This is a genomic window from Halomonas sp. HL-93 (assembly GCF_900086985.1).
Taxonomy (GTDB): Bacteria; Pseudomonadota; Gammaproteobacteria; order Pseudomonadales; family Halomonadaceae; genus Vreelandella.
Genome location: NZ_LT593974.1, coordinates 3,570,642 through 3,593,394 on the forward strand (window position 1 = coordinate 3,570,642; position 22,753 = coordinate 3,593,394).

Consider the following 22,753-nt stretch of genomic DNA (forward strand, 5'->3'; position numbering starts at 1 on the left):
ACTAATTGGCGCGAGGTGATGCAAACCCACTGTCACCATCAGCACCCTAACTCACTGACAAACCGAGGGTTTTAAACCCTTCTCACCGCTGGCAACGCTTGGCGTCCCCGGCAGCGGATGCGTACTTTACGGTGTCACCGCCGGGTTGGCAAGAGGCAGGGCGAAAAAATCCAACGCCACCCTGCTCTACTCTCATCAGCGCAAACTTCACTACTCATTATTGAGCGTGGCGCAATGCGCCTGACACTAGCGAATCCGAACTGAGGTCAGCAATACTCCGCGCTCCTGTCAGTGTCATGGCAACCCTCATTTCTTTTTCGAATAGCTCAAGCAAATGGGCGACGCCTGCCTCTCCAGCCGTGGCTAGCGCATAGATAAAAGCGCGGCCTATCAATGCCGTATCTGCCCCCATAGCAACCATTCTCACAACATCTAACCCGCTACGCACACCAGAATCGGCCAAAATAGTCAGATCGCCTTTAACGGCATCCGCTATAGCTGGTAAGGCTCGCGCAGTGGAAGGCACGCCATCAAGCTGACGACCACCATGGTTGGAGACAACAATGCCATCGGCGCCGAAACGGACCGCGTCTCGCGCATCCTCAGGGTCCAGGATGCCCTTGATGATCATCGGGCCATCCCAAAATTCACGAATCCACTCGAGGTCTTTCCATGAGATTGACGGATCAAAGTTATCACCAAGCCAAGCAATGTAGTCCTCAAGCTCCGTTGGCTTACCGCGATAATCAGAAACATTGCCCAAGTCATGAGGGCGACCATTAACACCCACGTCCCAGGCCCAAAAAGGGTGTGTTGCTGCTTGAAGCATGCGCTTCATCGGACCGTTCTTACCACTCATACCTGAGTGGGCATCGCGGTAGCGGGCGCCGGGAACCGGCATGTCGACGGTGAAAATCAGCGTCTTTACACCTGCTGCTTTAGCACGCTCTAAGACGTGCTTCATAAAGCCACGGTCTTTCAAAACGTAAAGCTGGAACCAGATGGGGCGTTCCACTGCCGCAGCCACCTCCGCAATCGGGCACACCGATACGGTGGAGAGAGTAAATGGAACGCCTTTCTTAGTGGCAGCACGCGCCGCCTGCACTTCACCGCGCCTTGCATACATCCCCGCCAGCCCAACAGGCGCCAGGGCAACAGGCATCGCCAGCTTTTCGCCAAACAGCTCAGTCTCCAGGGAAAGTGACGACATATCCTTTAGTACGCGCTGACGCAACGCAATATCGGCTAGATCATCGACATTACGCCGCAGGGTGTGCTCTGCATAGGCGCCACCATCAGCATAGTGGAAAAGAAACGGAGGAAGACGACGCTTGGCAGCCTTGCGGTAGTCCGTAGATGCTGAAATTATCATGGCGAGCCCTATGCAGCGGGTGTGCTATATGCTGGCACCCAAAACTAAAAATTGGTTTTACCAATTGACAAAAGTTCAGCACCAACATTAGTGAGGCAATCCAACAGTGTCAATTGATGATGCCGCCTGCAAGCTATTTACAGACCTATACTTTAGTCCAAATTAACAAACAGCCAGGCTCGCCACCCACCACTACTTCTGGAAGTTACTTGAGCTGAGTGGATAATCGTCTTAATATTGGTCTTACCAATTTATTTAAGGAGCTGTTAGATGAGCTACCCGCCGCTCCGCCAACAGCGTTTGGCCGATGTAATTACCGAGCGCTTAGAGGCCATGATCTTAGAAGGCAGCTTAAAACCCGGGCAGCGGCTACCGCCCGAGCGCGAGCTTGCCGAACGTTTTGGCGTATCACGCCCGTCATTAAGGGAAGCCATACAAAAATTGTCGGCTCACGGCTTATTGACCAGTCGTCAAGGCGGGGGCACTTTCGTCAATGATTCTCTCAATAGTGGGTATACCGACCCCTTATTAGAAATGCTCTCGAGACATAAAGAATTTCATTTAGATTTACTTGAGTTTCGGGATGCCATGGAGGGCATTTCGGCTTATTACGCAGCCCTGCGGTCTACGCCCGCCGATAAGGCAGTGCTCATACAGCGCTTTGAAGAGCTTGATGGCGGCTTTGTCGGTGCCGACCCTGCTCAAGAAGCGAAGCTAGATGCGGCCTTTCACCTATCGATTGCGGAAGCGGCACACAACGTCCTGCTGTTACATACTATTCGAGGCATTTTCCACCTTTTAGAGCAGAGCATTGTTGATAATTTAGCGCACCTCTTCGCCAAGCCTGACTCTCGTACACAGCTAATGAAGCAGCACCGCGCGCTGCTGGATGCGATCTTGGAAGGCCGAGCCGAGGATGCCCGCGCTCGCGCCCATGAACACTTGGTCTACGTAGAAGAAGGGCTATTGGAAATGGCAAGAGCCGAAACCCGCGCTCAGCGTGCGCTGCGCCGGGCCCAAGGGGCGAGCTCGGCACCGGCATGAAATTTTCTCCTTTACGCTGGCGATATCTATGGTTGATCGCGGTGCCGTTAGGCCTCGTCTTCTGTATGTGGCAAGCCGCGCTACTTGCCCGGGAGCAGGCACTGACCAACCTTCAGGAGGAAGCAGAAAACGAACTCCGCCTTTCCGCTGCCAACCTAAACGGCTATCTGTTGCGCTACGACTATCTGCCCCAGCTGCTGGCCACGCGCGAGGGTGTCCAGCGTTTCCTAGCGTCACCCAATCGCCAAGACCCCATGCCACTCAACTTACTGCTCGACCGTTTCCGTTTTACTTCGGGGGTATCTGACGTGTACCTCCTAGATCGGGATGCTGACACAGTCGCCGCCAGCAACTGGCACCGTCCAAACACTTTTATCGGACAAAATTACGCTTTTCGGAGCTATTACCGAGAGGCGATGGCAGGCGGGGAAGGACGTTTTTACGGACTTGGCCTTCAATCTCAGGAGCGCGGTTATTACTTTTCAGCGCCTGTGTGGCTAGATGACACCTCACCGGATGCACGTCCCGACGGCGTCCTTGTCATAAAAGTACTGCTCAACGACGTTGAGGAAAGCTGGGCGGAACAGGACTCAACGCTCTTTGTTACCGATGACGACAATATTATCTTTCTCGCCAGCCAGCCCGAACTGCGCATGAACGCGCTGTATCCACTTACCGAGGGGCAGCGGCAAGCGTTGCATGAGACAAAGCGCTATGGCCAAGAACCACTGACCCCATCAGGCATTCAGGTTCAAGACGTGCATGGTGCTCACAGCCAAATCGTAACCTTTCAAGAGGAGCCGCTCAGTGATGGGCACTACCTGAACCTGACCCGCGAAATCCCCGAGTTTGGCTGGCAAATGCATATTCTTAAGCCGCTTAGTCCGGTCGTGAACGCGCAGTGGATGGCTGCATTAATGGCCGGCGGCCTCTATGGAGTTGTCACTCTGGCTGCGGGTATTGGCTGGCAACGATTACGCCTCCGCCGTGAGCGCGAGACATTCGCCGAACGCGAGCGGCAAACCTTGGCCCGCGTACGCGATGAACTGGAAATGAGCGTTGAGCGACGCACCCGCGACCTCGTCGCCAGCAACCAACGCCTATCTGATGAAATAGACGAGCGTCGCCGTGCAGAAGCCAACCTGAGGCAAACCCAAGATGAATTAATTCAAGCAGCTAAGCTGGCGGTATTAGGTCAGCTCGCGGCTGGCATTAATCACGAGCTTAATCAACCGCTAGCGGCTATTCGCGCCTATAGCGAAAACGCCCGGCGTTTTATCGAACTTTCGAGAGTGGAGCAAGCGGACGCCAACCTAGAGCAAATTATTGAGCTCACCCAAAGGATGGCCGACATTAGCGCTCAACTACGCCAATTTTCCCGCAAAAGTAGCGACCGTCCTGAGACGATTTCCGTTCAAGCGTGTGCCGATTACGCATTACGCCTTTTCCAAAGCCGCCTTCGCGACGATCACGTTCGTGTCGAACAGCATTGGCCCGAGGATACGCTCTGGGTAAAGGCCGACCTAGTGCGTCTGGAGCAAGTACTGGTCAATTTAATTGGCAATGCGCTCCAGGCTATGAAAGAGACCGCTACGCCGCAACTTACGCTTAGTGCTCACGCCGAAAACCAACAGATCATCATTCGGGTTGCCGATAACGGCCCAGGCATTCCCCCTTCCTACCTTGAACAGGTTTTCGAGCCGTTTTTCACTACCAAAGCGCCCGGTAGCGGTTTAGGCTTAGGATTGTCCATTTCATCGCGTATCATGGATGATCTAGGTGGAAAGTTGCAGGCAGCTAACCTGCCCGATAGTGGCGCTTGCTTTACCATTATACTTCCTCTCGCGCCCGCGCCGCGAGCTACCCAGGAGATTCATTCCGATGCATGAGCCGTCGACGCTGCCGGTCATGGTGATTGACGACGAACCGCATCTGCGAATCACCGCCAGCCAGACCCTCGAACTTGCCGGTTATACACCGCACTGCTTTGAATCCGCTGAAGCGGCACTAGCGGCCTTACCCGTCAACTTTCCCGGCGTGATTGTCAGCGACATTCGCATGCCTGGCATGGATGGCATGACGCTGCTGCACGAACTCCATCGTCGCGACAGCACCCTGCCAATTATTTTGATTACCGGACATGGTGATATTTCAACCGCTGTTGAAGCCATGCGCGCCGGTGCCTGGGACTTTCTGGAAAAACCTTTCGCCGGCGAAGAACTGCTTGATGTAGTGCGTCGTGGCATCGAAACGCGCCAGCTCAGCCTGGAAAACAACCGCCTTAAAGCGGAGCTTGAAGCCCAGCAAGCGGCGCTCGGTCCGCGTTTGGTAGGTCGTACGCAGGTGATTTCACGGCTGGCGGCGATGATTCAGCGCATCAGCCAAGTAGAAGCTGACGTTTTGCTGTTTGGTGAAACTGGCACTGGCAAAGACCTCGTTGCCCGCGCTATTCACGAACGCAGCGCTCGGCGCAACCACCCCTTTATGGCAATTAACTGCGGCGCGGTTCCAGAAAACACCATCGAGTCTGAGCTATTCGGGCATGAGAAAGGGGCGTTTACCGGCGCCGTTGAGCGGCGAATCGGCAAATTCGAACACGCGAACGGGGGGACGGTGTTCTTGGATGAAATTGAATCCATGCCCCTCGCGCTGCAGGTTAAATTGCTGCGTGTACTGCAAGAACGTCATATTGAAAGGCTAGGCGCCAACGAAGCGGTACCCCTCGATATCCGCGTCATTGCCGCCACCAAAGTTGATCTCAAAGTAGCCGCCGAAGATGGTCGCTTTCGTGAAGACCTGTATTACCGACTCAACGTCGTCACCTTACCACTTCCGGCGCTCAGAGAGAGGCGTGAAGATATCCCGCTGCTGTTTCAGCACTTTGCCGTCGTGGCCGCCAACCGCAGTGGCCTGGAAGCACCCACCGTCGACAGCCACGGCGTCGCCAGCTTGCTGGCCCACGATTGGCCAGGTAACGTGCGCGAATTGCGTAATCTGGCCGAGCGCTATGTGTTGCTCGGTGCGGCCTTCGATTACCGGTTGGATGCACTGCTCGAAGGGGCCCAAGCAGATACCGAAGAACCCACCCTACCTCGCCAGGTCGAACTGTTCGAAAAAAGCCTGATCAGCCAGTCGCTATCTCGCTACCACGGCCGCGTCACTGAAGTTTGCCAGCACCTAGGCATTCCCCGCAAAACCTTCTACGACAAACTAAAAAAACACGGGTTACATGCTGACGACTACCGCCATAGTAGCGAACCCTGAGTTAATAGCTCGCCGAGCACGTTCCAGGGCGGAAGCCAAGGCCAGAGCGGTAACAAGGCAACCAGCATCAACATATTCGATAGCGGGCGACGGCAATCACCAAACTTCAACGCAGTGCCAAATGACCGCTTAAGCCGCGCACCTTCCAAATCGACGCTGTAAATTTCGTCCAACGTCAAGTGTACGATAAACCCAAGCCATACTGCCGCCCCATGCGACCAGGCAAGCCACGCAGGCTGTGATAGGAGTTGGAAGCTAACAGCAGTCGTCAACAGCGTACAAAGCAGACTCGCCAGCAACGAATGCCAAATACCGCGATGCACGGTGAACCGTGAAAAGGTGATGCCAGCAAAGTAGCGCACTGTGATGTATACCCCAGCGCACGCCATCAGCAACTGCCCCGCGGACAACCAGGGCTGCAGTATGAGTACGCCAAGGACCAGTGCGGGTATTGATAAAATATTAAAAATAAGCCGGATCGAGTGAGATCGATCCGCATCAATATCGGGCAAAATACCGCCAAACGCGGCCAGCGCCACCATCAGTAACGCTTGAGAAGGTGACCACCACTGCGCATGCCAGCCAGCATAAGCCAACAGCATACCGCCTGCGGTGGCCACCGTGAGGTGGGTGCGAAAATTCGCCATGGCGTGCTCGACCAGAAAACTGTATAAATTAACAGATTTATGGCCGATACAACACGCGTTATCAAGAAAAATAGAGGAAAAGAAGCGCTTAAGAAGCGTTTGGCTCGGCGAGGAACTTATCTTTTAATTTTACATAGTTACCCGCGGTATAAGGAAAGAATGCCCGCTCTTTGTCTTTCAGGGGGCGTAATGCTTTGGCTGGGTTACCCGCATAAACGTAGCCGCTTTCCAGATGCTTGCCCGGCGTTACCACCGCACCGGCGGCAATAATCACTTCATCTTCCACCACGGCGCCATCCATCACAATGGCTCCCATACCGACTAAAATGCGGCTGCCCAGCGTACAGCCATGCAGGATGGCTTTATGGCCAATGGTCACATCATCACCAACGGTGAGCGGGAAACCGTCGGGATTAAATTCGCTGGCATGGGTAATATGCAGCACACTGCCATCCTGAACGCTGGTACGCGCGCCAATACGAATACGGTGCATATCTCCACGGATGACCGTCATCGGCCACACAGAACTGTCATCACCCAACTCAACATCGCCAATCACTACGCTGGCCGAATCAATAAATACCCGTTTACCCAAACGCGGGGTCACATTGTCAAAGCTTCTCAAGGCGCTACTCATTGTCTCCTCCTCGCTCTCTATGAAGTGATAACGCCTTACTATAGCAATCCGCTTAGTAGAACCATAAGCGTCAGCGGAATCGATACCCAGCGAACCACATTACGCCACCATAAATAGCGACGCTCACCGACGCCCAGTGCCTTCATTGCCGTGCTGCGAGGCATGATCCAGACAGCAAATATCGAGATTAACAGCCCGCCTAATGGCAAGAAAATATCCGGCGGTACACTGCTCACTAACTCGAACACGTTGCGCCCCAGCAGCGGGCGAAAGTCAGCAAGCGTAGAGAACGACAACGCCGATAGCAGTCCAATCAACCAGACGCTCAACGCTACCACCGCCGTTGAGACGCTACGCCGCCAACCAAACCCCTGTAATGTAGCCACCATGGGCTCAGCCAAATTAATCGCCGAGGTCCAGGTCGCCAACAGCAGTAGCAAAAAGAACAGGCTCAACCAAAGCGAGCCCCAGGGAAGCTCAGAAAACGCTATCGGCAGCGTTACGAACATCAACCCTGGGCCATCGGCAGGGTCCATTCCTTGAGCAAATACCACTGAAAAAATGGCAATACCGGCCAGTAACGCAACGCTAATATCCAACACTGCTACCGCTATGGCCGCACCCGGTAGGCTCTGTTCGTCAGGCATATAGGCGCCATAAGCCATCAACGCGCACGCCCCCACCGCCAGGGTAAAAAAGGCATGCCCCATGGCATGCAATACAACGCTGGGCGTTAGCGCGTCAAAAGAGGGTAAAAATAGCCACGCCAGCGCATCAGCAAATCCGCTGGTGGTGGCCGCATAGGCCGCCAGTAACAGCAACAAGCCATACAATAAAGGCATCAACAGGTTATTTAATCGTTCCAGGCCTTTCGCAACGCCTGCTGCAACCACCGCCATGGTCATAAACAAAAACAACGTGTGGTTAAAAATCAGCAGGCCCGGATTGGCGAGAAAAGACTCAAAACCGGCACCGATTTCTGTTGCACTGGCCTCCTTAAAGTTTCCGTTGATCGATGCCACCAAAAACTCAATAGACCAGCCAGAAACCACCGAGTAAAACGACAAAATGCAAAACACGGTAAAGGCCCCAAAAAGGCCCAGCCAACGCCAGTGACGCGAGGCGCCAGCCTCTGCCGCCAATGCGCCAAGTGCCTGCATGGGGCCTTGGCGTCCTGCCCGGCCAATTAAAATTTCCGCCATCATCACGGGAATACCCAACAACAGAACAAATGCCACATAAATTAATAAAAAAGCGGCCCCGCCGTTTTCACCCGCAACGTAAGGAAAGCGCCAGATATTACCTAACCCCACCGCAGCGCCTGTTACCGCTAGGATAAAGGCTCGCTTTGACCCCCAGCGCTCTAGCGTTTTACTCATTGATGACTCCCGCCTTGGTGGCCCTAAAAGCCCGCAAGACTAACAGGCGCTGGCTTGAAGGCAAGCCAAGGTAACCTCCTGGCATTGAAACAGCACGCGTTCGCCCGCACTCTGTCAACATAACGGCGTTTGTCGCGCCCCACCGATACCCAAGAGGTGCCTATGTCCCGCAATCCGCTGCTCGAGAGTCACTCGCTACCCCCGTTCAATGACATCCGCACTGAACACGTGGTCCCAGCCGTTGAAGCCCTAATAAGCGAAAGTCGTGACACAATCGATCACCTCGCTCAGCAAGCGGCCGTTACAACGCCCACATGGGAAAATTTTGCCAAGCCGATTGAAGACGTTAACGACCGGCTCACCCAAGCGTGGTCACCGGTTTCGCACCTCAATAGCACGATGAATACACCCGAACTTCGCGAAGCGTACCAGACCTGTCTGGAACAACTTTCCGCATTCACCACTTGGGTAGGGCAGCACGAGGGGCTGTTTCACGGCTGGCAAGCGCTAAAAGAGGGCTCAGCATGGGCCCAAATGGATGCCGCACAGCAACGCACAGTTGATAACGCGCTACGCGATTTCCGCCTGGCGGGTGTTGACTTACCCGCCGATAAAAAAGCCCGTTATGGCGCTATTCAAGCGCGCTTGTCGATGCTATCCAACCAGTTTTCCAATAATGTGCTGGACGCAACGCAGGCATGGCATAAAGACATCGAAAGTGCCGACACTCTCGCAGGCGTGCCGCAAAGTGCGCTCGATACGCTAAAAGCAACCGCCGACGCGAAAGGCATTACCGGGTACCGTATTACGCTCGACTTTCCCAGCTTCTTCCCGGTAGTTAGTTATGCGGATAATCGCGAACTACGCCGTGAAGTCTATACCGCATTTGTGACCCGTGCGTCTGACCAAGGTCCCGATGCTGGCCAATTCGACAACGCCCCTATTTTTGAAGAAATCTTGTCGCTACGCCAGGAACTGGCCCACCTACTTGGCTTCGACACCTACGCCGACTACTCGCTCGCGACCAAGATGGCCGACTCACCCGAGCAGGTGCTCGCTTTTCTGAACGACTTGGCGAACCGAGCTGTTCCACAAGCCAAGCAGGAATTTACCGAATTAAGTGATTTTGCTCGGGATGAACTTGGCATTGAGTCGCTAGAGCCTTGGGATGTGGCCTACGTTAGTGAAAAACTGCGTGAAGCACGCCACGCTATTTCGCAAGAACAGCTCCGCCCTTATTTTCCTGCCCCACAGGTGGTCGATGGGTTGTTCCAAGTGGTGGAGCGCCTCTACAGCGTGCGCTTTACAGAAGATAATCAAGTGCCGCGCTATCACGATGACGTGCGTTTCTATTGGATCACCGACAATGACCGGCCCATTGCCGGGTTTTATCTAGATCTATATACCCGAGAAGGCAAGCGTGGCGGTGCCTGGATGGCAGACTGCCGCGTACGCCGCCAGGTGAATAGCGGCTTGCAGCTCCCCGTCGCCTTTCTTACCTGCAATTTCACACCTCCCGTGGGCAACAAACCTGCGCTGCTAACCCACGATGAAGTGACCACGTTGTTCCATGAGTTTGGCCATGGCTTGCACCACATGCTGACGAAGCAAACGATTGCGGACATTTCCGGCATCAACGGGGTTGCCTGGGATGCCGTAGAGCTACCCAGTCAGTTTATGGAAAACTACTGCTGGGAACGCGAAGGCCTCGACCTGATTGCCCGTCATGTGGATAGCGGCGCCCCCCTTCCCGAAGAGCTATTGGCGCGTTTGCAAGCGGCAAAAAACTTCCAGTCGGCGATGGGTATGGCGCGTCAAATTGAGTTTTCCTTATTCGATCTGCGCTTGCACCATGAACTCGAAGCGCCCAGCGCCAGTGATGTCCAGGAATTGCTGAATGAGGTACGCGAGCGCGTTTCGGTAGTACCGACCGTTTCGTTTAACCGTTTCCAAAACAGTTTTGGGCATATTTTCGCAGGCGGCTACGCGGCGGGTTACTACAGCTACAAATGGGCCGAAGTGTTGTCTGCCGATGCCTGGAGTGCCTTTGAAGAAGCCGGTATTTTCGACCCCACTACGGGCCAGCGTTTCCGGCAGGAAGTGCTTGAACAAGGCGGCGCACGCGATGCTGCCGAGTTATTCCACGCCTTCCGTGGCCGCGATCCCAGCGTCGAGCCACTTCTACGCCACAGCGGCATTCGAGCCGCTTAAATCCGTATAGCCTATGCACGCCGACCTCAAGGGTTGGCGTGCCTTTGGAGTAGTATCATGTCGAATGTGAAACGCTTTATTGCGGGCGTGACCTGCCCGCGCTGTGCTGCCATGGATCGCATTCGCGCCTGGGAGCAAAATGGCATCCGCTATCGAGAATGCGTCAGCTGTGATTTTTTCGAGCAGCTACCCATTGAAGATGATGCACCGGCTGAGCTAAGCACTCGCGTCAATCAAGCCCGCCCGACACCCGCCCAAGACGACATCCAGCCTGTGAGGATTATGGACCCCAACCATAAGCCCTCTGACCCATAGCCACTAAAGAGTTATCGCGTCAGATATTGGAGGGGCCACTATATGTGCGGTTTTACGCACACCCAATAGCGGCTAACGTGCGTATCGCCAGACACTTCCATGTATTCCATCTACGACCAACGTTTAATATAAAGTTTATAACCAACTGTTTTTAAAGACAAATAATTGCACTGGCACGACAATCGCTCTAATTTATTGCTCACCGTTAGTAGCGTTGCCTGAACCGCACGTCCACTAACGGATTAACAACTCAATAAACATTAGGGAAATTCGCCATGCGCAATTTTAAACCGACCACACTGGCATTGCTGACGAGCAGTGCGTTACTCGCTACGGGTAGCGTTCACGCCGACCGCGACGACTGGCCAGACAATTTCACTGTCGGCACAGCAAGCCAAGGCGGCACGTACTTTGTTTATGGCTCTGGCTGGGCCAACTTTATCGCTGACGAGTTAGACATCTCAGGCGGTGGCGAAGTCACCGGTGGCCCAACTCAAAACTTGGCACTGGTACATGGCGGCGACATGGCCTTTGGCCTAGCGACCATGGGTCCGGCAGCTGACGCCGTCAATGGCGAAAGCCCTCTCGCGCCTGGCGAAAAAATGGACAACGTCTGCGCCATGTTCCCGATGTACGAAACCCCGTTCTCCATCGCCGCATTGGCCGACAGCGATATCGAATCCATTTCTGATATACCCGACGGCGCACGCATTGGCTTTGGCCCCTCGGCTTCAACCTCTGACACCTATTTCCCAGCGATGCTGGAAGAGCTAGGCGTTGACTTTGACCGTCGTAACGGCGGCTGGTCAGATCTTGGCGGCCAATTGCAGGATGGCCTGCTTGACGTTGTTGCCTTCGCTGCCGGCATCCCGATTCCAGCAGTTAGCCAGCTTGAAGTGCAAACCGACGTGAACATTATCGAGTTCACCGAGGAAGAGCTGGAAATCGTCATGGATAAATTCCCCGTCGCGGAATTCACGATCCCCGCTAGCACCTACGAAACACTGGAAGAAGACGCCCGCGCCGTCTCCATGTGGAACTTCGCAATTGCTGGCTGTGACCTGCCAGAAGACTTTGTTTACGAAGTCACCAAAGCCACCATGGAAAACAATGACCGCATGCAGTCCGTTCACCGCAGCGCTGCTAACAGCATCCCGGAGAACATCAAGCACAACACCGTGCTGCCGTTCCACCCCGGTGCTGCTCGCTGGTACGAAGAGAATGGTCACGAAATTGACGACGATATGATCAACTAAGTCACACTCGTTGCCGGCTGCCCCGCACCAACCCGGTTGGGCGGGGCAGTTTTCGCTAATACCCCTTTGTTTGCTGTGAGGGTGAACTCTAATGAGTCACAAAATCGACCAAGAACCTAACGGCCCCAAAGATGATGCCCCAACGGTTTCATCCGCTTCTGAGATACTCGCCGAAGGTGTCGATGAAGAAATTGTTGAATCCAATCGACGTCTGTTTACCGGCTGGCAGTTTTTCCTATTTGCTGCGTTAGCCATTGGTTATTCAGCCTTTCACCTGATAACGCTGAATGCATTTCCGATGGAAACCTGGTCGTTCAGGATTATCCATATAACGGGAGCGCTGATCCTGGGTTACGGCTTGTTTGCCGGCTCACGCTTTGCTGACACCGATCACGACGGCTCTCCCAAGTGGCTCTCAATCGTTAGCTATGCGCTGCTAGTGCCCGCTGCTTATGCGCTTCTGCAAGTCTTTTTTATGATGCAAACGCTCAACGGCGGTGCAATGCGCATTGAGCCCACCATTGAGACCCTGCACTACGGTTACCCGCTTATTGCCACCACGGCGCTGGCGATTGTGCTTTCCTGGTTTTATCGTCAGGCGCGCCATCGTTTTAACCCGGCCGACCTGGTGTTGATGGTCTGTGCCCTTGCCAGCGCGGGCTATCTATTGCTGGTGTTCAATACACCGCTACGCGCCTCAACTGGCACCTCATTTGCTCCAGCAGGGATTGCATGGGCCGCAATTGCAGGCTCTCTACTCATCCTTGAGCTAACCCGTCGTGTTGCGGGGCTTGCGTTGGTCGCCATCTCAGCTGTATTTCTCACCTATGTATTCATTGGCCCCTATTTACCTGGCTTTCTAGGCTATCCTGGCCTGTCACTACAGCGCTTTTTTAGCCAGGTATATACCGATACCGGTGTACTGGGACCTACCACTGCCGTTTCGTCGACCTACATTATTCTGTTCATTATCTTCGCGGCCTTTTTGCAGGCGTCCAAGGTTGGCGATTACTTCGTTAACTTCGCCTTCGCCGCCGCCGGGCGCGCACGAGGAGGCCCCGCTAAAGTGGCCATTTTCGCTTCCGGGTTGATGGGCATGATCAACGGCACCTCAGCCGGTAACGTCGTATCCACTGGGTCGCTGACTATTCCGCTGATGAAAAAAGTCGGCTACCCCGCACGTAGCGCCGGGGCCATTGAAGCGGCCGCTTCAACGGGTGGGCAAATCATGCCGCCCATTATGGGGGCGGGCGCCTTCATCATGGCAGAAGTCACCGGCATCCCGTATACCGAGATTGCCGTTGCCGCGCTGATCCCGGCCATTCTCTACTTCGCATCGATCTACTTTATGGTGGATTTTGAAGCCGCGCGCAAAGGCATGCGTGGCATGCGCAAGGACGAGATTCCCAAGTTCGCCAAGCTGGTCAAGCATGTCTACCTGTTTGCGCCGATCATCATATTGATTGTCGCCCTGTTTATGGGCTACTCGGTAATCCGCGCAGGCACGCTGGCGACAGCAGCGGCCGCCGTTGTCAGCTGGATCTCGCCCAATAAAATGGGGCTAACCGCGATCCTGAGAGCGTTACAGCTGGCAGGTACCATGTCGATACAGATCATCGCCGTGTGTGCTTGCGCTGGCTTGATCGTCGGCGTTATTTCGCTGACCGGTGTTGGCGCGCGTTTTTCTTCGTTGCTGCTGGGCCTGGCGGGTGTAAGCCAACTGCTGGCACTGTTCTTTGCGATGCTGATCAGTATTTTGCTGGGCATGGGCATGCCGACCACGGCAGCGTATGCCGTTGCTGCCTCGGTGGTCGCGCCTGGTTTGATTGATATTGGCATTGAGCCATTGATTGCCCATTTCTTTATCTTCTACTTTGCAGTTGTTTCATCGATTACCCCTCCGGTTGCCTTGGCCTCCTACGCGGCGGCAGGTATTTCCGGGGACAACCCGATGGGCACGTCGGTGGCCTCGTTCAAGATCGGTCTGGCTGCATTCATTGTGCCATTCATGTTCTTCTACAGCCCGGCCATGTTGATGGAAGGTTCCCCGCTCCAGATTGCCCGCGTCGGGGTAACCGCATTGCTGGGTATCGTGTTGCTTTCAGCCATGGTGCAGAAATGGTTCTTCGGGCCGCTGAACACACTGCAACGCCTGGTGATGCTGGTTGGCGCGCTGTTTATGATTTACGGCGGTATTTATACCGACATCGCTGGCTTGGCGATTGGTGTCATACTGTTTGTTATGCAGCGTAAGCAGCACGGCAAAGCCGACAATACGCCTAGCACTACGTAACCCTCTAACGCAGCAATGCTGCCAACTAAAACGCCCGCTCAATAATCGAGCGGGCGTTTTTTTATTAGGACCATCATGTATCTACATGGGCATTAGCCACTTAGGTTATCGACGATTTTTAACACCGGCGCCGCTTGATTGAGGGTGTAAAAGTGCAATCCCGGCGCGCCACCATCCAGTAACCGCTGACAGAGCCGACTTACGACGTCGGTGCCAAAGGCTGCAATTGCCTCGCTATCATCGCCGTAAGATTCCAGTTGCTTACGAATCCAGCGGGGAATCTCTGCTCCGCAGGCATCAGAAAAGCGTGCCAGCTTGGTGTAATTGGTAATCGGCATAATGCCGGGAATAATCGGCTGATCGACACCCGCGGCGCGCGCTTTTTCAACAAAGTGGAAGTAGGCGTCTGCTGTAAAGAAGTACTGGGTAATCGCCATGTTGGCACCCGCTTTCATCTTGCGGGCAAAGTTTTCCACATCCCTGTCGAGGTTGAGGGCCTGTGGATGAGATTCTGGATACGCGGCGACGGCAATATCAAAATGGTCGCCGGTTTCATCACGAATAAACTCGACAAGTTCGTTGGCGTAGCGCAACTCACCGATGCTTCCCATGCCAGACGGCATATCGCCGCGAAGCGCCACCAAACTGTCAACGCCTTCTTCACGGTACTGGACTAACAGGTCGCGCAACTGGGCTTTTTCACTACCAATACAGGAGAGGTGCGGAGCGGTGGTAATACCGCTCTGGCCTACCTTACGCACAATCTCGCGAGTACGCGCTTGAGTCGATCCACCGGCACCATAGGTGACAGAAAAAAAACGCGGCTTTCGGGCGGCCAGCTCGTCACGCGTGCGGATTAGCTTGTCACGCCCGGCATCGGTGTTGGGCGGAAAGAATTCAAAGCTAATACCTAGCGGATGCTCGTGGCGGCTCATGGGATTTCCTCATAATGCGTCAAAGTGGTGATATTTTGCGTTATTCTCGCTTTTCCACCGCGTTGGGGCCAATGAAAGATTCCACGTTTGGCCTTTAATTCGGCTCATGTTAACTGTCAATGTGATGTATTGAGGGGCATATATGGATTTAGCGCCAAACGCTTTAGTGGGGCCGCTGCTAATGTTGCTGGGGTTTGTTGGGCTGGGGTTTATTGCCGCTCAACGTTTAAAGGTCGACCCGCGCCCCATCGCCACATTGCTGGTCTACCTGATTGCCCCGCTGACGATTTTCCGAGCGTTGATGAACGGGGGGCCGACGGCCGAGTATTTAGTGTTAACGCTTGCGCTATTTATGCTTGTCAGTGTGATGGCACTCATCGTGCGAAGTGCTACCCAACACCGCTTTGGGCCGCAGGAAGGTGCGTTGCTGGCGTTTTCTTCGGGTACCGGAAATACCGGTTACTTTGGCCTTCCGGTCGCGTTAATTCTGCTGCCACCCGAGGGTGTCACGCTCTACCTGTTTTGTATGCTTGGTATCAATCTCTACGAATTCACGGTGGGTTTTTACTTAAGCGCCAGGGGGCATTTCTCGGTACGACAAAGCCTCGTTAAAATAGCAAGGCTACCCCTTGTCTATGCGTTTTTGTCGGCCCTGGTGCTGAGCGCACTCGACATTTCATTGCCCGATTCGCTGATGAGCTCGATGGAGGTTTTCCCCGCTACTTATACCCTTCTGGGCATGATGATTATTGGCATGACCTTAAGCCAAGTAACCGTCTCGGCCTGGGACACGCGGTTTGTCGCAACCTGTGTGGGGTTGCGCTACGGGCTTTGGCCGCTGGTCATGCTCGTCCTGGTAGTTATACTGCAGCATTTAATACCGCTTTCCGTTGAGCTGGGCATGGCACTGTTGTTGCTGGGGGTAGTCCCAATGGCATCCAACGTCGTGGTGGTCGCCATGGAACTTGGGATTCAACCGCAAAAAGGGGCATTGGCAGTCCTCGTTACTACGTTGCTCGCGCCGCTGCTGATTCCCTTTTACCTGGGCATAATGTTGCATCTAACAGGATTGACTTAAAAGCCGTCAACCTCTATTGCCCGAAGCTGTGCCGCCATACGTTGTACCTTTGGATGACTAAAGAACGCGGTCAGTGCTTGCGCGCGAACCGGCCCAACCTCTGGCTGGGCCTGCCACTCTGAACGGGTAACATCAGCCAAGGTAGACCAATCACCCAAGCCGGCATTGCCGCCTGGAGGCATACCCAGCGCCGCCAGCCAATTGGCGTAAGGCGCTGAGCGTGCGGTTTGAAACTGCTGCATCAACGAGGCGGCGCGGGCTTCGCCAATCCCATAAGCTTTCTGTAGCTGGCTTGGCGTAACATTAAGCCAGCCCAGTAAATCAGTGACCACCCCCGCCTCCATTAGCGACTGCCAAGTGCCTTCACCAACGCCTTGCATACCCAGTTGATCACTTAGATAACTCAGGCGCGCCAGCAGTTGGGCATCGCAGCCATCGCGTTGCTCAAAGCAGCTTAATAGATGGTAGCGCTCCGGCGATGGCGCGCTCAGGGCGGCGCGTTCCTGGGTTTGCCATACCACCTCGGTCACCTGGGGAATGGTCAAGCCTGACAGCGTTACCGCGAGCTGGTCTCCCGGCCGGACATCCCACTCCTGCCAGCGCTCAAGAGAGCCAAGCGACACGCGACGGATACGCCGCCCTTCTAACTCTACAGGATATAGCCACACTAATGGGGTTACCTGACCTGTGCGTCCAACCCGAAACTCTACCCCCCGCACCTCTGCCAACGCTTGCTGGGCGGGATATTTCCAAGCGACGGCCCACTCAGGGGGCGATGATGACCAGCGTTGTACGCCGGGACGTTCTGCTTGTTTGATCACCACGCCATCCGTGGCGAAGGGGAGCGCGCCGCTAAACCATTTATCCCGCCAGTAGGCGGCATCACGCCGGTCATCCAACTGATAGGTGTAATCAGCGGTATCAAACCCGAAGGCGCTCAGCTGCGCTAGCCGCTCGGCCATATTCGTCGGCCCATCGGGCCAATCCCAAATAAACAGCCCGATTTGGTCGCGTGTTTGCGATGTCGGCCGTTCTTGAGCCATGGCACCCGCGACAGCACCGCGTGCCCCTGTAGCGGGATTTCGCGATTGGACATGATCGGTTAAGCGCCAATACAGTTCGCCCTGCAACACGCCCGATAATGGTGAAGTCAACGTATTCGGCACGCCAGGCAACCGACGGACACGATCCGTCCAATCCTGGCCACGCTCGCCATCGCCGCGACTAACGGCTTCTACCAATTCACCTTCTTGATAGCGTAACGTGATGGCAACACCGTCTACCTTCGGTTGAATCCACAGATTCTCCCGGCGACTGCTAAAGCGCTGTACCCCGTCGTCATCGGCTTTTTCAAGGCCGGTTTGCGCAAAAGGATGGGCGCGACTCTCGCGTGTAGTGGTGATGCGGGTTAATGGCTGGTGGTTAGACGACTCGCCCAAACATGCCTGCCATTCAGCCAAGCGTGCCACCGCCTGATCGTAGAGCGTATCGTCAATTAGCGACACGCCCTGATCATGATAGGCACGATCCCACACGGCCACCTGAGCAGACAGCGCCTGGCTCTCTCGCGTCAGTCGCTCGGCACTCCAGTCAGGGCATTCTGCTGCCTGAGCGGTTAGCGTCACGACACCCAGCCAAGCCATGAGCATTCCCTGCACATATCGTTTCATCGACACCTCGCCGCCGCTAATCGTTTGTCATGGCGTTAGCCTAGCGCACCGCGCAAAAAAAATGCCCCCGGCATCAGCCAAAGGGGCATTTTCCTACACTATTATCAGCAATAGCTTACAAATTGGCCGCCTGACGCAGCGCATCGGCTTTGTCGGTGCTCTCCCAAGGGAAGGCTGTAAAGGTCTCTTTGCGGGTTTCACCTTTGTCGTCTTTCCAGGTATAGCTATGCTCAAACGGGGCTCTACCGAAGTGGCCGTAGGCAGCGGTCAGTTGATACATCGGGTGTAGCAGATCAAGCATCTTGGTGATGGCGTAAGGCCGCAGGTCAAAATGCTCGCGTACCAAGTCGACAATCTGTGCATCACTCACCTTACCAGTGCCAAAGGTATCGATAGACACAGACGTCGGTTCAGCTACGCCAATCGCATAGGAGATCTGAATCTCACACTTGTCGGCTAGACCCGCCGCTACGATATTTTTGGCCACATAGCGACCGGCATAAGCCGCACTGCGGTCGACCTTGGAAGGGTCTTTGCCCGAGAATGCGCCGCCGCCGTGGCGCGCCATACCGCCGTAGGTATCGACGATAATTTTACGCCCGGTCAGCCCACAGTCGCCCACTGGTCCGCCTATCACAAACTTGCCGGTCGGATTAATGTGGTACTGGGTCTTGTCATCGAGCCACTCGCCGGGAATTACCTGCTCAATGATTTCACGCTTAACCATTTTACGCAGGTCTTCCTGGTCAATGTCCGGATCGTGCTGGGTGGAGAGCACCACTGCATCGACACCACACGGCTGGCCTTGGGCGTTATAGCGGAACGTCACCTGACTTTTAGCATCCGGGCGCAGCCACGGCAGCAAGCCGTTTTTGCGCAGCTCCGCTTGGCGTTCGACCAAACGATGCGAGTAGTGGATCGGCGCCGGCATGAACGAATCAGTTTCGTTGGTGGCGTAGCCAAACATCAGGCCTTGGTCGCCCGCGCCCTGGTCTTCAGGCTTGCTGCGGTCAACACCTTGGGCAATATCGACGCTCTGTTTGCCGATCAGGTTAACCACGCCACAGGTGGCACCGTCAAAGCCGACATCGGATGAGGTATAGCCAATCTCGGTGATCACATCACGCACCAAGGTTTCAAGATCCACCCAGGCATTCGTGCTAATTTCACCGGCAATGATCGCGACACCGGTCTTCACCATGGTTTCACAGGCAACACGCGCCTGCTTATCCCGGGCGATAATAGCGTCTAGCACTGCATCGGAGATCTGGTCGGCAATCTTATCGGGATGCCCTTCAGAGACGGACTCGGAGGTAAACAGGGAATATTCGCTCATCGCGCACTCGACCCTCTGTATGACAGCTGCATCGTGACCGCAGCATCAGCAGGAAATCATGGCAGGAAGTCCCCTGCCCATATAAAGAAGCGACACTGCGCTTCGGGAGGCAAAGTCTACACGCTGTTGGGAGTTCTTCCCAGAACGAGCCCACCAGAATTTGCCGCCGCCGGGGAAGTCAGCGACAATAGCGCCTTCATTATTTACGTTTTCAGGCGAGGAGCACCCCATGCCGTCCCGTTTTGAGCTGGCCAATGCCATTCGCGCCCTTTCCATGGATGCTGTTCAGAAGGCCAAATCAGGCCATCCTGGCGCCCCCATGGGGATGGCGGATATTGCCGAGGTGCTATGGAATGATCACCTCAAGCACAACCCCGACGACCCCAAATGGGCCGATCGCGATCGGTTCGTGCTGTCGAATGGGCACGGCTCCATGCTGCTCTACTCGCTGCTGCACCTGACCGGCTATGAACTCAGCCTGGAACAGTTGCAAAATTTTCGCCAGTTGCACTCGCCCACCGCCGGCCACCCAGAATATGGCTATGCGCCGGGCATTGAAACCACCACGGGCCCGCTGGGCCAGGGGTTCGCTAACGCCGTGGGGTTCGCGATCGCTGAGAGAACCTTGGCGGCCCAGTTTAACCGTCCCGGCCATACCATCGTGGATCACCATACGTGGTGTTTCCTGGGGGATGGCTGTTTGATGGAGGGCATCTCCCACGAAGCGGCGTCACTCGCGGGTACCCAACAGCTGGGCAAGTTGATCGCGCTGTACGATGACAACGGCATCTCTATCGATGGCGAAGTGGAAGGCTGGTTTACTGACGACACCGCCAAGCGCTTCGAAGCCTATGGCTGGCACGTAGTGCCAAAGGTTGATGGCCATAACCCCGAAGAGGTTCAGGCCGCCATTGAGCTGGCCAAGAGCCACGCTGATAAGCCGAGTTTACTTATCTGTAAGACCGTGATTGGGTTTGGCGCACCCAACAAGCAAGGCAAAGAGGAAGCGCACGGGGCGCCGCTGGGTGAGGACGAAGTGGCCGCCGCACGTAAGCAGCTTGACTGGCCCCACGCGCCGTTCCACGTACCTGAGCCGATTTATTCTGCCTGGGACGCCCGCAAGGCCGGCAATGCCCGCCAGCAGGAGTGGGAAGCCCGCTTTGCCCGCTATGCTGACGCCTTCCCCGCCGAGGCACGCGAATTCACTCGCCGCATGAAGGCGCAGTTACCTGCCGAACTACCCACCGAAGCCTTAATTGAACAGGCCCAAGAGAAAGGCGATAGCATTGCGTCGCGCAAGGCCTCGTTTGAGGTGCTGAATGTGATTGGTCCGCAAATGCCTGAACTGTTGGGGGGTAGTGCCGACCTGGCCCCGTCGAACCTGACGTTCTGGAAAGGCGCCAAAGCCATTACGCCCGAAGACGCCGATGGCAACTACCTGCACTACGGCGTACGCGAGTTTGGCATGGGGGCGATCATGAACGGCATCGGCCTGCACGGTGGGTTTGTGCCTTACGGGGCCACCTTCCTGATTTTCATGGAGTACATGCGTAATGCTGTACGCATGGCATCGCTGATGGGGCAACAGGCGATTTACGTCTTCACCCATGATTCCATCGGCCTTGGTGAGGATGGCCCGACCCACCAACCGATCGAGCAACTCACCAGCCTGCGCACCACGCCTAATCTGAATACATGGCGACCCTGCGATGCGGTGGAAACGGCCGCGTCCTGGGATGCGGCGATCAAACGTCATTCCGGCCCCACGGCGTTGGTACTTTCGCGCCAGACGCTGCCGCACCAGCCGCGTACCAAAACGCAGTTGGCGGCGATTCAGTGCGGCGGCTACGTACTCAAGGATAGTGAGGCAACGCCCGAGCTGATCCTGATTGCCACTGGCTCAGAAGTCTCGCTGGCGATGGATGCCGCGGCCGAGCTCGAACAGCAAGGCAAAGCCGTCCGCGTGGTCTCTATGCCATCGGCCTACCGCTTTAATGGGCAAGATGCGGCGTATCGCGAAAGCGTGTTGCCAAGCACTGTCACCAAGCGTATCGCCATTGAAGCAGGCCATGCCGACTACTGGTACAAATACGTGGGGCTTGAGGGCCGCGTGATCGGCATGACGACGTTTGGCGAGTCAGCCCCGGCGGGCGACCTGTTCAAGCATTTTGGGTTTACCGTCGAGAACGTCGTCAAACAGGCTAATGAGCTACTCGGATAACCGGCTCGCCAGCCGACGAGGTATGCCATGCCCGCGTTGAACGGCTTGCTATGGCTGATTAGCTACTGGCTGCTTGGAGAAGTGGTGATCCACTTCTCCGGCTTGCCTATCTCTTCCGGTGTGGTCGGCATGCTGCTGCTTTGTACCACACTGGCAGTATTAGGCCGCGTGCCATCAAGCGTTGCCGCTGCTGCCCAACCGCTTATTGCCCTGCTCGCTATGCTTATCATGCCAGGCGTTGTGGGCGTCTTCTTTATTCTCGATGAACTGGCTGGCCAGTGGCTCGCCATTATTGTGGCATTGTTACTCGGGACGCTGCTTAGTGTGATCACAACGCTCTGGCTACTGAAACGGCTTATGGGGCATCATGCCCACTGAGATTTTGGCATTGCTCACAGAAACGCCATTGTTTGCCGTGGGGCTAACACTGACGGCGTACTTGTTGGGTAGTGCACTCTTTAATCGCCTCAATCAGCCTGCCTGGCTGCCCGCGATCCTGGTCGCTTCGCTGCTACTCGCCGCGATGCTTGCGGTCCTTGGGCTGCCTTATGCGACCTACCAGGAAGGCGCCGGCTGGCTGACGGTGCTACTGGGTCCTGCGACGGTTGCGCTGGGCATGCCTCTCTATCAGCAACTGCCACGTATTCGTGCTCTCTGGCGTCCGTTAGCGGTCTGCTTACCTATCGCTGCGGCGCTCGCCGCCTGTTATGCCCTGGGTATTGCCTGGCTGATGGGTAGCCCCGGGCAGATACTCGCCTCTATTGCCGCCAAATCGGTCACAGCCCCCATTGCCATAGGGATTACGGAACAGCTGGATGGCAGCGTGGCACTGTTAATGGGGGCGCTGCTGGTCACGGGGGTCGTCACCATTCCATTTGTCAGTCTCTCCGCAAGAATTTTAAGCATTGATGATGAACGCATCATCGGTTTTGCACTCGGCCTGAATGGACACGCTATCGGCACCGTGCGGGCATTTGAGCTAAGCCCCACCGCTGGCGCATTTGCCTCGCTGGGCATGAGTCTGACCGGCATTTTTACCGCGCTACTGTTGCCGCTGGCGTGGCGGCTGATAGGCGTGGGCAACTGATAAGCATC

18 protein-coding genes are annotated in these 22,753 nt (G+C 55.4%); 11 read left to right on the forward strand and 7 right to left on the reverse strand.

The genetic code is table 11. The annotated features are described in order from the left end of the window. Positions 1–217 precede the first annotated feature (217 nt). Positions 218–1,372, reverse strand: coding sequence for an FMN-dependent L-lactate dehydrogenase LldD (gene lldD / locus GA0071314_RS16495; protein ID WP_074397643.1), 1,155 nt, complete (start codon positions 1,370–1,372; stop codon positions 218–220). 270 nt (positions 1,373–1,642) lie between these two features. Here lldD and GA0071314_RS16500 point away from each other — a divergent pair, with 270 nt between their 5' ends. The 3 genes from GA0071314_RS16500 to GA0071314_RS16510 are packed head-to-tail and all read left to right on the forward strand — an operon-like array spanning position 1,643 to position 5,680. Next, a complete protein-coding gene (locus GA0071314_RS16500) occupies positions 1,643–2,416 on the forward strand; it encodes a GntR family transcriptional regulator (protein ID WP_074397644.1) in 774 nt (257 codons plus the stop codon). Beyond that, positions 2,413–4,305 carry a sensor histidine kinase gene (locus GA0071314_RS16505; protein WP_074397645.1) on the forward strand — a complete coding sequence of 631 codons (1,893 nt, stop codon included), beginning with the start codon at positions 2,413–2,415 and terminating at the stop codon, positions 4,303–4,305. The genes GA0071314_RS16500 and GA0071314_RS16505 overlap by 4 nt, the downstream gene beginning before the upstream one ends. Beyond that, positions 4,298–5,680 carry a sigma-54-dependent transcriptional regulator gene (locus GA0071314_RS16510; protein ID WP_074397646.1) on the forward strand — a complete coding sequence of 461 codons (1,383 nt, stop codon included), beginning with the start codon at positions 4,298–4,300 and terminating at the stop codon, positions 5,678–5,680. Before GA0071314_RS16505 ends, GA0071314_RS16510 begins: the two co-directional genes overlap by 8 nt. On the opposite strand, the gene GA0071314_RS16515 is transcribed toward GA0071314_RS16510, so the two are convergent. From GA0071314_RS16515 to GA0071314_RS16525, 3 genes are all read right to left on the reverse strand, one after another. After that, positions 5,656–6,327 (reverse strand): metal-dependent hydrolase, encoded by a 672-nt coding sequence (locus GA0071314_RS16515; protein ID WP_074397647.1) that lies wholly within the window; start codon positions 6,325–6,327, stop codon positions 5,656–5,658. The genes GA0071314_RS16510 and GA0071314_RS16515 overlap by 25 nt on opposite strands. Before the next feature lie 88 nt (positions 6,328–6,415). Beyond that, on the reverse strand, positions 6,416–6,964 hold the full coding sequence (locus GA0071314_RS16520; protein WP_074397648.1) for a gamma carbonic anhydrase family protein: 549 nt from the start codon (positions 6,962–6,964) through the stop codon (positions 6,416–6,418). A 38-nt stretch (positions 6,965–7,002) separates the two neighbouring features. Continuing rightward, positions 7,003–8,343, reverse strand: a complete 1,341-nt coding sequence (locus GA0071314_RS16525) for a sodium-dependent transporter (RefSeq protein WP_074397649.1) — start codon at positions 8,341–8,343, stop codon at positions 7,003–7,005. Positions 8,344–8,505: 162 nt separating this feature from the next. On the opposite strand from GA0071314_RS16525, the gene prlC reads away from it, so the two are divergent. The 4 genes from prlC (at position 8,506) to GA0071314_RS16545 (ending at position 14,418) form a co-directional block, all read left to right on the forward strand. Further along, positions 8,506–10,554: an oligopeptidase A gene (gene prlC, locus GA0071314_RS16530; RefSeq protein ID WP_074397650.1), complete on the forward strand. Its 2,049-nt coding sequence runs from the start codon at positions 8,506–8,508 to the stop codon at positions 10,552–10,554. Between the two features lie 57 nt (positions 10,555–10,611). Continuing rightward, positions 10,612–10,869, forward strand: coding sequence for a YheV family putative zinc ribbon protein (locus GA0071314_RS16535; RefSeq protein ID WP_074397651.1), 258 nt, complete (start codon positions 10,612–10,614; stop codon positions 10,867–10,869). Between the two features lie 275 nt (positions 10,870–11,144). Beyond that, complete coding sequence (locus GA0071314_RS16540) at positions 11,145–12,125, forward strand: TAXI family TRAP transporter solute-binding subunit (RefSeq protein WP_074397652.1); 981 nt, start codon at positions 11,145–11,147, stop codon at positions 12,123–12,125. A 91-nt stretch (positions 12,126–12,216) separates the two neighbouring features. Beyond that, positions 12,217–14,418 (forward strand): TRAP transporter permease, encoded by a 2,202-nt coding sequence (locus tag GA0071314_RS16545; RefSeq protein WP_074397653.1) that lies wholly within the window; start codon positions 12,217–12,219, stop codon positions 14,416–14,418. 92 nt (positions 14,419–14,510) lie between these two features. On the opposite strand, the gene metF is transcribed toward GA0071314_RS16545, so the two are convergent. Continuing rightward, entirely contained in the window at positions 14,511–15,353 is an 843-nt protein-coding gene (metF, locus tag GA0071314_RS16550; protein WP_074397654.1) for a methylenetetrahydrofolate reductase [NAD(P)H], read from the reverse strand. Between the two features lie 142 nt (positions 15,354–15,495). Here metF and GA0071314_RS16555 point away from each other — a divergent pair, with 142 nt between their 5' ends. Further along, entirely contained in the window at positions 15,496–16,431 is a 936-nt protein-coding gene (locus GA0071314_RS16555) for an AEC family transporter (RefSeq protein ID WP_074397655.1), read from the forward strand. Here the strand turns inward: GA0071314_RS16555 and ligB are convergent. Both ligB and metK read right to left on the reverse strand, forming a co-directional pair. Further along, positions 16,428–18,101 (reverse strand): NAD-dependent DNA ligase LigB, encoded by a 1,674-nt coding sequence (ligB, locus tag GA0071314_RS16560; RefSeq protein ID WP_074397656.1) that lies wholly within the window; start codon positions 18,099–18,101, stop codon positions 16,428–16,430. The two genes, GA0071314_RS16555 and ligB, sit on opposite strands and share 4 nt — an antisense overlap. Before the next feature lie 115 nt (positions 18,102–18,216). Beyond that, complete coding sequence (gene metK, locus GA0071314_RS16565) at positions 18,217–19,437, reverse strand: methionine adenosyltransferase (protein WP_074397657.1); 1,221 nt, start codon at positions 19,435–19,437, stop codon at positions 18,217–18,219. Positions 19,438–19,666: 229 nt separating this feature from the next. Between metK and tkt the strand changes: the two genes are divergently transcribed. The 3 genes from tkt to GA0071314_RS16580 are packed head-to-tail and all read left to right on the forward strand — an operon-like array spanning position 19,667 to position 22,745. Then, positions 19,667–21,658, forward strand: a complete 1,992-nt coding sequence (gene tkt, locus GA0071314_RS16570) for a transketolase (protein WP_074397658.1) — start codon at positions 19,667–19,669, stop codon at positions 21,656–21,658. Between the two features lie 27 nt (positions 21,659–21,685). Further along, entirely contained in the window at positions 21,686–22,036 is a 351-nt protein-coding gene (locus GA0071314_RS16575) for a CidA/LrgA family protein (RefSeq protein WP_074397659.1), read from the forward strand. Continuing rightward, positions 22,026–22,745, forward strand: a complete 720-nt coding sequence (locus GA0071314_RS16580; RefSeq protein WP_074397660.1) for an LrgB family protein — start codon at positions 22,026–22,028, stop codon at positions 22,743–22,745. Before GA0071314_RS16575 ends, GA0071314_RS16580 begins: the two co-directional genes overlap by 11 nt. The last annotated feature ends 8 nt before the right edge of the window (positions 22,746–22,753 follow it).